Origin of the sequence: Bacillus sp. E214, from assembly GCF_008087365.1 — a bacterium.
Classification (GTDB): domain Bacteria; phylum Bacillota; class Bacilli; order Bacillales; family Pradoshiaceae; genus Pradoshia.
The window spans coordinates 1,199,697-1,213,381 of the sequence record NZ_VENN01000001.1 but is presented as its reverse complement, the minus strand read 5'-3'; the positions used below and the strand labels follow the sequence as shown (position 1 = coordinate 1,213,381).

The 13,685-nt window shown below is 39.2% G+C and carries 11 protein-coding genes and 2 other annotated features; all 11 genes read left to right on the top strand.

All coding sequences use genetic code 11. From position 1 onward, the window contains the following. Window positions 1-152: 152 nt before the first annotated feature. The 11 genes from FHY47_RS05555 (at window position 153) to FHY47_RS05505 (ending at window position 13,267) form a co-directional block, all read left to right on the top strand. A complete protein-coding gene (locus FHY47_RS05555) occupies window positions 153-1,019 on the top strand; it encodes a GNAT family N-acetyltransferase (protein ID WP_148629801.1) in 867 nt (288 codons plus the stop codon). A gap of 215 nt (window positions 1,020-1,234) precedes the next feature. Beyond that, on the top strand, window positions 1,235-4,075 hold the full coding sequence (sucA, locus tag FHY47_RS05550) for a 2-oxoglutarate dehydrogenase E1 component (RefSeq protein ID WP_148629800.1): 2,841 nt from the start codon (window positions 1,235-1,237) through the stop codon (window positions 4,073-4,075). 16 nt (window positions 4,076-4,091) lie between these two features. Beyond that, a complete protein-coding gene (odhB, locus tag FHY47_RS05545; protein WP_148629799.1) occupies window positions 4,092-5,345 on the top strand; it encodes a 2-oxoglutarate dehydrogenase complex dihydrolipoyllysine-residue succinyltransferase in 1,254 nt (417 codons plus the stop codon). A 352-nt stretch (window positions 5,346-5,697) separates the two neighbouring features. Continuing rightward, window positions 5,698-5,946: a binding site (T-box leader), on the top strand. A gap of 42 nt (window positions 5,947-5,988) precedes the next feature. Continuing rightward, window positions 5,989-6,224 (top strand) — a binding site (T-box leader). Between the two features lie 51 nt (window positions 6,225-6,275). Beyond that, on the top strand, window positions 6,276-7,667 hold the full coding sequence (locus FHY47_RS05540) for an anthranilate synthase component I family protein (RefSeq protein ID WP_148629798.1): 1,392 nt from the start codon (window positions 6,276-6,278) through the stop codon (window positions 7,665-7,667). Continuing rightward, a complete protein-coding gene (locus tag FHY47_RS05535; protein WP_066107002.1) occupies window positions 7,648-8,241 on the top strand; it encodes an anthranilate synthase component II in 594 nt (197 codons plus the stop codon). Before FHY47_RS05540 ends, FHY47_RS05535 begins: the two co-directional genes overlap by 20 nt. Continuing rightward, window positions 8,234-9,271, top strand: coding sequence for an anthranilate phosphoribosyltransferase (gene trpD / locus FHY47_RS05530; protein ID WP_148629797.1), 1,038 nt, complete (start codon window positions 8,234-8,236; stop codon window positions 9,269-9,271). The genes FHY47_RS05535 and trpD overlap by 8 nt, the downstream gene beginning before the upstream one ends. Beyond that, entirely contained in the window at window positions 9,256-10,047 is a 792-nt protein-coding gene (gene trpC, locus FHY47_RS05525; RefSeq protein WP_148629796.1) for an indole-3-glycerol phosphate synthase TrpC, read from the top strand. The genes trpD and trpC overlap by 16 nt, the downstream gene beginning before the upstream one ends. Further along, entirely contained in the window at window positions 10,044-10,661 is a 618-nt protein-coding gene (locus FHY47_RS05520) for a phosphoribosylanthranilate isomerase (protein ID WP_148629795.1), read from the top strand. The genes trpC and FHY47_RS05520 overlap by 4 nt, the downstream gene beginning before the upstream one ends. 5 nt (window positions 10,662-10,666) lie before the next feature. Continuing rightward, window positions 10,667-11,866, top strand: coding sequence for a tryptophan synthase subunit beta (trpB, locus tag FHY47_RS05515; protein WP_262365992.1), 1,200 nt, complete (start codon window positions 10,667-10,669; stop codon window positions 11,864-11,866). Further along, the gene (gene trpA / locus FHY47_RS05510) at window positions 11,859-12,659 is read left to right on the top strand and encodes a tryptophan synthase subunit alpha (protein WP_148629794.1); all 801 of its coding nucleotides are present in this window, start codon (window positions 11,859-11,861) and stop codon (window positions 12,657-12,659) included. Before trpB ends, trpA begins: the two co-directional genes overlap by 8 nt. A 122-nt stretch (window positions 12,660-12,781) precedes the next feature. Next, entirely contained in the window at window positions 12,782-13,267 is a 486-nt protein-coding gene (locus FHY47_RS05505) for a DinB family protein (RefSeq protein WP_066106986.1), read from the top strand. Window positions 13,268-13,685: the final 418 nt, after the last annotated feature.

Sequence of the window (13,685 nt, the reverse complement as noted above, 5' to 3'; positions counted from 1 at the left end):
AATTAAGCAGCAATCCTCTATAGGGGTTGCTGTTTTTGTTATACAATAGTAGTTAGTTATAAAAATATTATGTAAACTCACAAGATTTTAAATTAAATTGTTTTGAAATATATAGATTAGAAGGATAATAGAGACAAGGAGGATGAGCCAAAATGAATATCGTATTCTATGACACGATTAAACCTTTTAAGGACAAAGTCGAACCTATTCTTTTAAAGGAAGAAGTGAAGCATAATGTCATCCTGGGATTGGTGAATAAATTGATCCAAAATCCATCAGATACTATAAAACTTTTCATGTGTACAGTGGAGGTAAAGGATCAGACTGTCCTGATTTTTTTACGAACTCATCCACATAATCTGCTTATTGCAGGCGATCCAAACCAAAAAGAAGCTATTTCCTTTGCTGTAAATAAATTTGTTGAAGAAGGGTTCATGTTTCCAGGGATAACAGGCGAAAAGCAATTAGCGCATTTATTTGCTGATGAATGGAAGTGTGTAACGGGAATTGAGGGCTCTATTGGCGTGGAACAGGGAATCTATAAACTGACAAAACTGAATTCTGTTCAAATCACAAAAGGGTATTTACGTATGGCAGGCCATGAAGATGCTCCCTTAGTAGCTGATTGGATTAAGGAGTTCACTAAATATACGGTTGATAATCTCACTTACGAAGATTGTCAGGCAAGGGCAAATGATTATATCAAGGAGAAGTCCTTACATTTATGGATTGATCAGAACAGACCGGTATCGATGGTGAAGTGGGCTCGGCCAACGCAAAATGGAATTGTAGTCTCGCTGGTTTATACTCCCGATGAAGAGAGAGGGAAGGGGTATGCGAGCTCGGCCGTTCACACTTTTTCGAAACAACTTCTTGAAAACTATTTATTTTGCAGTTTATATACGGATTTATCAAATCCAACTTTAAATTCAATTTATCAAAAAATTGGCTATGAATGGGTATGTGAATCCAGCATGATTCAATTTGGAATTAATCAGAAAGGAGAGTTGGTTATATAATCAATTCTCTTTTTTTGCTATTTCATAATAGCTGATTTTTTAGAAAGTTTTGATTTTCTCGTAAATTAAGTGCAAACCTTTGGGTATATTCACCAAAACATGGTAGAATAATGTCGGAAATGTTTTATCCTTCCGACTCTTTCGATAACATTATTATTATATATTATTCAGTCGCAGGATTAAGGCAAAACAATGTTTAACAGGGGGATTTCATAATGAAACTTGATACACCTGTAACAAACCCTTGGCTAGAGTTTCAGGGGCCAAACTTGGGTTACGTCCAGGAAATGTACGAAGTTTTTTTACAGGACCCAGAGCAAGTGGATCCGGATTTGGTGAGATTATTTGAAGAATGGGGACCTCCAAGATTAGAGGAAACCGAACAAACAAGGGGTAATCAAAGTAAGGAAGTTTCAGACGGTCAGTTCACAGCAAAAATGATGTATAAAGTATCGCAGGCTGTCAAATTGGCTGAGGATATTCGAATAAACGGACATTTGGCCGCTGATATTTATCCATTGTACAGTAAGGTAAAGAAAGATATTAATTTAGGATTGGGTAAATATGATTTAACGACTGATGATTTGAAAGCGATGCCAGCTTCCTTAATCAGTGATGTTTTGCCTGCAAACATTCAAAATGGCCATGAAGCCATCGAATATTTAAAAGTTTTATATACGAGAACGATTGCTTTTGAATTCGATCATATCCATGACATGGAAGAGAAAAAGTGGCTTACACAAATGGTTGAACAAACAGCCTCCGGTTTTGCAATCTCGGCAGCTAAAAAGAAAAATTTGTTGAAGCGCTTAACTGAAGTGGATGGATTTGAGCGATTCTTACATAAAACCTTTGTTGGACAGAAGAGATTCTCAATTGAAGGTGTAGATTCTTTAGTTCCACTTCTTGATGAATTAGTTTCAAGATCCGTTCGCGGCGGAACTACTTCTATTAATATCGGAATGGCACATAGAGGCAGATTAAATGTACTGGCTCATGTGCTGGATAAACCGTACAAAAAAATATTCTCTGAGTTTCAGCATGCTCCGGATAAAAAATTGGTGCCATCTGAAGGATCCATTGGTGTTACATTTGGATGGACGGGTGATGTGAAATACCATTTAGGCGCAGGTCGTAAAATTAAAGAAGAGAATACAAGAGAAGCGGTTATAACGTTGGCAAATAACCCGAGTCACTTGGAATTTGTTAATCCCATCGTAAATGGATATACAAGGGCTGTACAGGATGACAGAAGCCGAAAAGGATTTCCTGTACAGGATTCTAATTCCAGTATGTCAATTATTATTCATGGAGATGCAGCATTCCCAGGTCAGGGAATTGTGGCGGAAACCTTGAATCTAAGTCGCCTTAAAGGATATCAAACAGGAGGCACCGTTCATATTATCGCGAACAATATGATTGGATTTACAACAGAAAGCCGGGATTCCCGATCCACTCGATACTCAAGTGATCTGGCGAAGGGATATGAAATCCCGATTATCCATGTCAATGCGGATGATCCAGAGGCTGTATTAGCAGCAGCTTATGTAGCTATTTTATATCGTCAAAATTTCAAAAAAGACTTTTTAATAGATTTAATTGGATACAGACGTTATGGCCATAACGAAATGGACGAGCCAATGACAACAAATCCGGCCATGTACAAGATGGTGCATGAGCATCCAACACCTAGAGAGGTGTATGCAAAGAGACTAGTGGATGAAGGACTTGTAACGGAAGAAGAGGTCGCTCGTCTGGATCAGGAACATTTTGATATGTTGAAAGAGTACTATAATCAAGTGGGTGAAAAGGAAGATTCTCCACTTGAAGCGGCTGATGTTCCAAAAATTATTGAATCCGGGATTCCGAAGGTAGATACAAAAGTAGAGCTTGACGTATTAAAGCAAATAAATGCGGAGCTTTTAAAACGACCTGAGAACTTCAAGGTATTTAATAAACTGGATAAAATCCTTATGAGAAGACAGAATGCTTTGGAAGAAGGAAATAAGGTAGACTGGGCTTTGGCTGAAACGTTAGCATTTGCAACTATCTTACAGGATGGTACACCGGTCCGCCTTACTGGACAGGATTCCGAGCGCGGTACATTTGCTCATAGAAACATTGTTTTACATGACAGTGAAACGGGAGAAACCTATTCTCCATTACATGGACTTGAAGGGGCAAAAGCTTCCTTTGCGGTTCATAACAGTCCATTGTCTGAAGCAGCTGTGATTGGATTTGAATATGGATACAATGTTCAATCACCGGATACGCTCGTTTTATGGGAAGCCCAATATGGTGATTTTGCTAACACTGCTCAAGTATTATTTGATCAATTTATTGCTGCAGGGAGAGCGAAATGGGGCCAAAAATCTGGCTTAGTCATGCTATTGCCTCATGGCTATGAAGGCCAGGGACCGGAACACTCCAGTGCGCGTTTGGAGCGATATTTATCATTGGCAGCAGAGAATAACTGGACTGTAGCTAATTTAAGTTCAGCAGCTCAATACTTCCATATTTTAAGAAGACAAGCAGCTATTTTAGGAAAAGAAGAAGTACGCCCACTGGTATTAATGACGCCAAAGAGCTTGCTGAGAAATCCGACTGTTGCGAGTACAGCTGAAGAACTGAGTGACGGTGAATTCAAGTCCTTTATTGAACAGCCAGGCTTAGGAACCAAAAAAGACAGTGTGAAAAGAATCGTTTGCTGTACAGGTAAAATGGCAATTGATTTATCTCAGGCTATTGAAGCTCAAGAAAATCTTGATTGGCTTCATATTGTGAGAATTGAAGAAATCTATCCATTCCCACTTAAAGGGGTTCAAGAATTATTTGCATCCTACCCGAATCTAAAAGAGATTGTATGGGTACAGGAAGAGCCTAAAAATATGGGCGCGTGGAATTTCGTTGAGCCACGTTTAAGAATAGCAGCACCAGAAGGGGTTAAAGTTGAGTACATCGGCAGAAGAAGACGATCCAGTCCTGCAGAGGGAGATCCAACCATTCATAAACAAGGACAAAATCGTATTATTGACAGCGCATTAACTCGCGAATAGAGGAGGAAATAGAGAGATGGCAGAGGTAAAAGTACCAGAATTAGCGGAATCAATTACAGAGGGAACAATTGCACAATGGCTTAAACAACCGGGTGAAAAGGTTGAAAAAGGTGAATATATCGTTGAGCTTGAAACAGATAAAGTAAATGTTGAAATCATCTCCGACTATGAAGGAGTTTTGACAGAGCAATTAAAAGAAGAGGGAGATACAGTTCTTGTTGGGGAAGCAATTGCGATGGTAGATGCTGATGGAGCGCCTGCACAGAGTGAAAAACAAGAACCTGTTGCAAAAGAACAAGTAAAAGAAGAGCCAAAAGCAGCACCTGCTCCTGAACCAAAAGAAGAAGAGAAAAAAGGAAATAAAACAGTTGCTTCTCCGGCTGCACGTAAATTAGCAAGAGAAAAAGGAATCGATTTGGATGAAATCCCTACAGTAGATCCACTTGGAAGAGTGCGCAAGCAGGATGTAGAATCCTACAATGGTCATGCACAAGCCAGCGCGCCTGCACCTAAGCCTTCAAAACCGGAAGCTAAAAAAGCAGCATCAGCACCGGCTCAGGTATCTGGTAAACCGGAAGAACGTGTGAAAATGTCACGCAGACGCCAAACAATCGCGAAACGTTTGGTTGAGGTTCAACACAATACAGCCATGCTGACTACATTTAACGAAGTAGATATGACGAATATCATGAACCTTCGTAATAAACGTAAGGATGCATTCCAAAAAGAAAATGATGTGAAATTAGGGTTTATGTCCTTCTTTACAAAAGCCGTGGTTGGTTCACTTAAGAAGTATCCACTGTTAAATGCAGAAATCCAAGGTGATGAGCTGCTTATCAAAAAATACTATGATATCGGTGTAGCAGTATCTGCTCCAGAAGGCTTAGTAGTCCCTGTTGTTAGAGATGCGGATCGTATGAACTTTGCTGAAATTGAAAAAGAAATTGGCAGCTTGGCTAAAAAAGCACGTGATAATAAATTGGCCCTATCAGATTTACAGGGTGGAACCTTTACTATCACAAATGGCGGTGTTTTCGGTTCCTTAATGTCAACACCTATTTTAAATGGAACACAAGTAGGTATTCTTGGAATGCACGGTATTAAAAAGCGTCCGATTGCTGTTGAGGATGACAAAATTGAAGTTCGCCCAATGATGTATATCGCATTATCTTACGATCACCGTATTGTCGACGGAGCAGAAGCAGTTAGCTTCCTAGCGAATGTGAAAAAATTAATCGAAGACCCTGAATCTTTATTGCTTGAGGGATGATTGTTTAACTAACAAAATAAATTAATAATTAATGTTGTATCATACAAATGATATTTACTTAAAGAGTGCCAGTTCTTACTGAATTGGCACTCTTTTTTTGAAAATCGTATAAACTACACCCTTCTATCAAGCCTTTGTATTGTAATTAGAGGATAGGAAAACGCAATAATACTTAAAGTTGCTTGTTTCTAATAGATAAATTAATACAAAATCTATGAGAGAGATGATCCCTTTAATTAACATATAGTCATTTTTTACTTTGTCTGACTAAAATGCATCATTTTGCCTATTTTTAACTGAATAGATTGACAATTCAAAATAATTAATTTAATATTAACAACAACTTAAACATAATAATGCGTTGATGAAGAGTAGTAGCATTTGAAGGAGTTTTAGAGAGCCGATGGGGGTGGGAATCGGTATGATTTCATTTGTGAATGGACTTCGGAGTTGCCGAGCAGAACGTGAGTTATTCAGTATGCTTTGGCCGATTTAGCCAATCGTTAAAATAGGCTGACAGTTATTTCTATAGGCTGTCATAAAGTGGATTGCTGAATTCAGCAATCAATTAAGGTGGTACCGCGGGTCTCTCGTCCTTTTTTCAAGGATGTGAGGCCCTTTTTGTATGGGATAAAATTGAATAAATAAAACGTTAAGAAAGAGGAGTAGCATAAAAACATTGCACTACAGAGAGCCGGAGTGGGTGAGAACCGGTATGCAGGCTTTATGTGAATGGGCTTTCGAGTGATTCCCTGAAAGATTAGTAGGGGAATACGGGATTCCGCCGTTAAAAGGATAGGATATTAAATGATGGATTCCTTCCTCATCGTATCTGAAAGAGATCCAACGGGGGTGGCACCACGATTATACGTCCTCCATAAGCAATTTATTTGCTTATGGGGGATTTTTTTATTTTCAGGGGGGATTAGATTGAGGAAACCTAACATAATTAGGCAACGACTGAAAGCCGAGGAAAAGAACAAACTTAGAAATATAGAAGACATTGCTAAGTCTTATAAAGCTGTGCTTGAATTTCCATCTCCGAGCGGTAGCAGGACAAAAATTGTTGCCTTTAACCTATATGCAGAAATCATGACGAGTATAGATGGTACGTTCTTTAAAAAAGGTCAAATGAAAAAGAAAGTGAATAATCCGCATGAGTTTATAAAAGCGTCCCTTGCAATCGATGATGCCCTTTATCCTGATCTGCCATTTATAGGAGGTTCCATTGGATTTGCCGGTTATTCGTACAGTTTTCTCTTTGAAGAAATAGATTCGCCGGAAATGAATCCGGTTGGTATTCCGGATTTTCATTTTCTCTATCACACAGATTATTTTATTTACAGCGGTGATGATTTCTCCGAATGCAGCCACCTCCATTTAGACTATGAAGGTGAACGATCAGAGGAAGAATTGGCTAAAAACATGAAGTACTTTCGGGAAAAACTATCCACATATAGCCAGGCTTCTGGAAATGAAATGTATTTGATTCACGGAATTAAAAGCAATACGAATCAGGAGAAATTTATTGATACGGTTAATGAATTAAAATCCAGAATACGGAACGGCGATATATTCCAGGCTGTCTTGTCGCAGCGATGGACCGGTTCATTTAGGGGAGACCCGGAAGATTATTATGGGAAGTTAAAGCAAGAGCATCCTGATACATTCCAGTTTCATATTAATTTTGGCTCCTATCACATTGTGGGTTGCTCTCCTGAACGATTGATTGCGATCGATCAGGGCGTTATTCACTCTAATCCGATAGCTGGTACAAGACGAAGAGGCTCTACTATTCAAGAAGATGAAGAACAGATTGCCAGTTTAATAGCGGATGAAAAAGAGAAGGCAGAACATGTCATGCTGGTGGATCTTGCTAGAAATGATTTGGGGAAGATTTGTAAGCCGGAAAGTGTAAATATTAAACGGTTTATGGAGATTGAATTATTTAAAAATGTGATCCATCTTGTTTCAGAAATTACAGGCCTATTAAACGAAGCGATTCATCCAATGGATGCAATTAAAGCCTGTTTGCCGGCTGGAACCGTATCGGGCGCGCCAAAGATAAGAGCAATGCAGTTAATCTCAGAGGCTGAACAGGAAAGAAGAGGCGCTTACGGCGGCGGTGTTGGTTTTATCTCCTACGGTGGGGAATTAGACCTCGCCTTAGCAATCCGAATGATGGTAATTAAAGATCAACAAATTCATTTCCAGGCTGGCGCTGGTATTGTCTATGATTCCATTCCGGAAAATGAATGGTATGAAACACTTCATAAAGTTGGATTTAAGGAGGATGGGATAAATGATTTTACTTATCGATAATTTTGATTCCTTTACGTATAACCTCTATCAGCTTTTATTAGAACTGGGGGAAGAGGTACTGATTAAACGAAATAACGCCCTTACGATTCAAGAAATAAAAGATTTATCACCAACATCAATTGTCTTATCACCCGGACCTGGTCGGCCTGAAGAGAGTGGGATATGTAAAGAAATGATTAAAGCTTTTTATAGCCATATTCCTATTTTAGGCGTTTGTCTAGGGCATCAGGCCATTGGCCAGGTGTTTGGTGCTACGGTAAGTCGAGCTGGAAAGATCAAACATGGTAAATCATCAAAGATCATCCATACAGGAGATGAAATTTTTAAGGGTACACCTCAAGGGTTTCAGGCAATGAGATACCATTCTCTAATTATAAAAGAAGAGACATTGCCAAATGAGTTTAAGATTATAGCAACTTCAGAGGATGATGACGAGATTATGGCCATTCGTCATAAGCAGTATCCCTTATACGGCGTTCAATTCCATCCTGAATCAATAGGAACGCCCTATGGAAAAACAATAATAACTAATTTTCTTAATAGTACTGTGAAGGAGGCAGTCTTGCATGAATGAGTATCTTTTCAAATTAAGTAAAGGAAAGAGTTTATCAGAGGGCGAAATGACAGATGCTGCAAAACAAATGTTAAATCCAACTGTTTCTGAAGCGGAATTGGCTGCATTTTTGATGGCTATTGGATTGAAGGGATACGGGAGTAAGGAACTGTATATTATCGCAGAAATGATTCGAAAGGAATCGACACATCAGCTAGGAACTATCCCGGAAGCCATGGATAATTGTGGTACCGGAGGCGATCGCAGCAATAGCTTTAATATCAGTACGGCATCAGCATTTGTTTTGGCAAGTGCCGGAATCAAAATGGTGAAGCACGGAAACAAAAATATGACGAGTCAATCCGGCAGCATGGATGTGCTGAACGCATTGGGCATTAATACGATTAATCAAAAGGAAGAAGCCAGGAAAGCTATTCATCAAGCTAACTTAGTATTTTTGAATGCTGGACATATCCACCCAAAATTAAAAAGAATCGCTGCAGTTCGGAAGCAATTGGGTATTCCTACGATTTTCAATGCAATCGGACCCTTAACAAACCCAGTCCATTTAACCTATCAAATGGTTGGTGTGTATGATGTAAAACTATTAAAGCTGTATGGAGAAGTATTGTTGAAGGCTGGGAGAAAAAAGGCTGCCATTATCCATGGAGCGGGTAATATGGATGAAGCTTCATTGTCTGGCGAAAACAAGCTATATTTTGTTCAGAGTGGTCTAATAACAGAAGAAGCCATCCATCCCAATGACGTTGGATTGAAAGTATCGGACAATAGCCGTTTGACCGGTGGTGAGCCGTCTGAAAATGCAAAAAAAATGATTGGTATCTTCTGTGGGGAAAAGAATCCATGTCGTGATGCCGTCCTTCTAAATGCAGGAATTGGTTTATTTGTATCAGGGAAAGTTTCTACGATCCAGGAAGGAGTCATGTATGCGGCTGAATTAATTGATTCAGGTGCTGTCTATCGGAAATTACTTGAAGTTAGGGGACCGGTTCAAACGAAAGGGGCCAATGATATATGCCAACCTATTTAATGAATATCGTGGAGCACAAGAGGAGAGAGTTAAGCAAATCAACCGCAATTGAATTGTCAAATGACATCAAACGAATGCAGGTAAGAGATACTTTTGCTGAACGAATCAGAAGTCAGTCTACCCTTGGTGTGATTGCAGAATTTAAACGGTCATCTCCATCAAAAGGAATCATTCAATCTTTGGCCGACCCAATAGAGGTAGCTAATCAATATAAGGAAGGCGGCGCTGACGGCATATCTGTTTTAACGGATAAAGAATATTTTAATGGAAGCTTTGAAGATTTACAGGTTGTAAGCAGTCATATAGATCTGTCAGTCTTATGCAAGGATTTTATATTGGAAGAATCTCAGATTAATCAAGCCTTTTTATCGGGGGCAAGTATAGTCCTGTTGATTGTAAGAATTTTATCACCTGGAAAATTAAAAGCATTGTATGAGTATGCTCTCCATCTACATTTGGAAGTTTTACTGGAAGTGCATGATGAGGAGGATTTAATGGCAGCTCTGTCCCTTAAACCGCAATTGATTGGCATAAATAATCGAAATCTTCAAACATTTAACGCGGATTTAGCTGTTACTGAAAATTTAATCAAATTGATTGACGATCCGTCGACTATTGTCATTAGTGAAAGTGGAATCAAGAATGTTAATGATTGTTTACGTGTTGCCAATGCAGGCGTGGATGCAATCCTAATTGGGGAGGCATTGATGATGCATCAAGATCCCGCTCAATTTGTAAAAGAAATCAAGAAAATTGAAAGAAGGTACAGTCGGTGAAGGTGAAAATCTGTGGAATACAAACCGTCGAGCATGCATTAGCAGCTGAAAAAGCAGGTGCGGATGCCCTTGGATTTATGTTCGCCGAAAGCAAGCGAAGAATTATTCCTGAGAAGGCCAAACGAATCATCTCCAAACTGAAAGGTGAAATCTGGAAGGTCGGTGTCTTTGTTAATGAAGAGGTAGAAACGGTGAAACAAGTGGCACGATATTGTGGATTGACAGCCATTCAGCTTCATGGAGAAGAAAAGCCGGCAGACTATTTGGAGGTTGGATTGCCGATCATTAAATCGATAGGAATTAAGCCTGCTCAAGCAGACTTAGATGTTGGTGATGTTAAGCATGCTGATTATATTTTATTGGATGCTGAAGCACGGGAATATAGAGGTGGAAACGGAGTGGCATTTGATTGGGAAAAGGTTAGAGGACTGGGAGCTAAATATCCTACTATCATTCTAGCGGGAGGCTTGAATTCTGAAAATGTAAGAGTTGCGATTGAGGTTGTAAATCCGTTTATGGTTGATGTGAGCAGTGGTGTTGAGGTAAATGGGAGAAAAAATACGAGAAAAATCTTTGAATTTATAAAAATGGCAAAAGAGGGGGAAATCAAGTGAATCAAATAAAAGAATATCCAGATAAAACTGGCCGATATGGGGAATATGGAGGAAGATTTGTACCGGAAACATTAATGCCGGCTTTGTTCGAATTGGAGGAAGCCTATAAAACGATTGCGCAGGAAGAGTCATTTATTACTGAATATCAATTACTTTTGAAGGATTATGTAGGAAGAGAGACTCCGTTATACTATGCGGAAAATTTGACCGAACATTTAGGTGGTGCGCGGATTTACCTTAAAAGGGAGGATTTAAATCATACCGGGGCTCACAAAATTAATAATACACTTGGTCAGGCCCTGCTTGCCAAAGCGATGGGCAAAACAAGAATTGTTGCGGAAACAGGTGCCGGCCAGCATGGAGTCGCGACTGCTTCAGCCTGTGCCTTGCTTGGTTTGGAAGCAGTAATCTTTATGGGTGAAAAAGATGTGAAGAGGCAAAAACCGAATGTATTGAAAATGGAATTGTTGGGTGCAAAGGTAGTGCCTGTACAACAAGGAAGCTGTTCACTGAAGGATGCCGTAAATGAAGCTTTACGTTACTGGGTCGGTCATATTGAGGATACACATTATTTATTGGGATCTGTGATGGGACCCCATCCTTTCCCGCAAATTGTACGAGATTTCCAGAGTGTAATAGGTCGGGAAACCAGGGAGCAATTCTTAGCTTTACACAATCGATTGCCAGATGAAATTATTGCCTGTATCGGCGGTGGCAGTAACGCGATGGGGATGTTTTACGAATTTTTAGAGGATGAACAGGTTACTTTAGTAGGCGTGGAAGCGGCTGGCCAAGGGTTAGATACGAATGAGCATGCAGCGTCTCTTACAAAAGGAGAAAAGGGGATTTTACATGGCGCACTCATGTATCTCCTGCAGGATAAAGCAGGACAGATAGAGGAAGCCCACTCTATATCGGCTGGACTTGATTATCCGGGAGTCGGGCCAGAGCACTGCTTTTTGAAGGATGAGGGAAGAGTTGAGTATACATCTATTAGGGATGATGAAGCATTGGAAGCTTTTAAGCTGTTAACAAGAAAGGAAGGAATTATACCTGCGCTGGAAAGCTCGCATGCGATAGCGGAAGCAGTCAAAAGGGCACCTGATATGGGGAAAGATCAGTCTATTGTAATTTGTTTATCCGGGAGAGGAGATAAAGATATGGATACCGTCATGAATGTAATTGGAGGTGTGGAGCATGCCTAATAAGCTAGTAGACTGTTTTTCAGAGGCTAAAAGGAGTGGAGAAAAAGGGTTTATACCCTATATTATGGGCGGTGATGGAGGGATCAATCAGCTTGTTCCGACTATAAAGTACTTTGAAAGATTAGAGGCATCCGCCATTGAAATTGGAATTCCATTTTCTGACCCAGTAGCTGATGGACCAAGTATTCAGGAAGCAGGTTTACGTGCCCTGGAACAAGATGTTAATTTGGAGGATATATTAAATGAATTAAGGAATACTGAGGAAACTATTGAAATTCCGTTAATTATTATGACGTATGCAAATCCTGTTTTACGACTTGGGATTTCAACGTTTGCTGCAAAATGCAGAGAAGCCTCCATTAGTGCCTGTATCATACCAGATGTTCCGCTGGAGGAAGAGCAGATGTTTAAGAAAGAGCTCAGTAAGGAAGGCATTGTGTTAATCAGAATCTTACCTTTAACAGCAAATCCAACTCGAATGGCAAAGCTTTGTGATGGAGCGGAAGGTTTTATTTATGCAGTAACGGTAAATGGGACAACAGGAGAACAGGCACAGTTGAATGATGAAGCCTTTAAAGAACAAATCCTACAACTTAAGCAGAATACGGATTGTCCAATCTATGCGGGATTTGGAATATCCAATGCAAAGACGGCCAATCAATTGTATGACTATTGTGATGGAATTATTGTAGGGAGTAAGGTTGTAAGTTTACTGCATCAAAAGGGCCATAAGGAATTGGAGTCCTTTGTTAAAGAATTGATTAGAAATAAGGCAAAACAAACAACCAGCTAACAATTTGTATGTTATCAGTCCAATAAGCCGTTTCACTTCTGTTTTTTTTCAGGAAAGATAGGGTATAAAGGATAGCAACCCATATCTTGTGAAGGGCAAAAAGAATTAGTGGAGGGGATTATATGGAAACGACTGGTATGCAAAAACAATTTGAGTTGACCAGAAGTAAGCTACAGGAAATTTTAGAGGATTTATCTGAAGCGGAGGCTGATCTTCAACCAGAAGGTTTTAATAATACGATTCGCTGGCAATTAGGGCATGTACTGGTAAGTGCGGAATCCTTCTTGTTTGATTATCCTGGCAGCGGTTCACCGCTTTCAGAGTTATATGGAGAATTTTTCAGAAGCGGAACTTCGCCAAAATATTGGCAAAGAAGTGCACCTTCTTTGAATGATATCAAGTCCAATTATCAATCTCAGGAAAAGAGAATTAAAGATTTACCGGAGGAATTCTGGAGAGAAGAGGTAACAGGTCCTCTTGCAAAGTTTGGTATTAAAACAAAAAGCGAATTGTTTCACTTTTTACTGAGCCATGAAGCGATGCATCTAGGTCAGATTCAATCATTAAAAAAATTAGTTGAACGACATAAGACTACTAATCAATATTAATAAAGAGAGCGGGGAAGTTGTCATACCCTAAAAGTTAGAGTAAAACTAACTTTTAAGGGGCGGTATCGCATTCCCCGCTTTTTTTATGTTTCTGTTTATTTATTAAGCAAAAGATCTGAGAAATTCTTTGCACCCGTATCTATAAATAGAACAAGAATGATACCGATCATCAACAAAATAAATGGTTTTTTAAACAAGAATATCACCCCTATATTTATGAATATTAGTTCTTATGAATTCTAAGATATGTATACCAATGGAGATAAATAGTTTTACAATTCGGCTCCTCATAATAAAGACCCTGATTAAAGATTAAAAAAATTTCTGTAAAATAGGTTTATTCTGTAAATTCCGACTGATAAAATGTTCTGTTTTGCGGTTTCTTTGAGGATGTTTAGTAGTATTTTAATAAGAAAAA

What these genes read in the sequence shown, in the direction of transcription:
- odhB (WP_148629799.1), top strand. Translation starts at nt 4,092, where the DNA reads ATGGCAGAGGTAAAAGTACCAGAATTAGCGGAATCAATTACAGAGGGA.
- trpD (WP_148629797.1), top strand. Translation starts at nt 8,234, where the DNA reads ATGAATGAGTATCTTTTCAAATTAAGTAAAGGAAAGAGTTTATCAGAG.
- FHY47_RS05505 (WP_066106986.1), top strand. Translation starts at nt 12,782, where the DNA reads ATGGAAACGACTGGTATGCAAAAACAATTTGAGTTGACCAGAAGTAAG.
- FHY47_RS05555 (WP_148629801.1), top strand. Translation starts at nt 153, where the DNA reads ATGAATATCGTATTCTATGACACGATTAAACCTTTTAAGGACAAAGTC.
- sucA (WP_148629800.1), top strand. Translation starts at nt 1,235, where the DNA reads ATGAAACTTGATACACCTGTAACAAACCCTTGGCTAGAGTTTCAGGGG.
- FHY47_RS05535 (WP_066107002.1), top strand. Translation starts at nt 7,648, where the DNA reads ATGATTTTACTTATCGATAATTTTGATTCCTTTACGTATAACCTCTAT.
- trpA (WP_148629794.1), top strand. Translation starts at nt 11,859, where the DNA reads ATGCCTAATAAGCTAGTAGACTGTTTTTCAGAGGCTAAAAGGAGTGGA.
- trpC (WP_148629796.1), top strand. Translation starts at nt 9,256, where the DNA reads ATGCCAACCTATTTAATGAATATCGTGGAGCACAAGAGGAGAGAGTTA.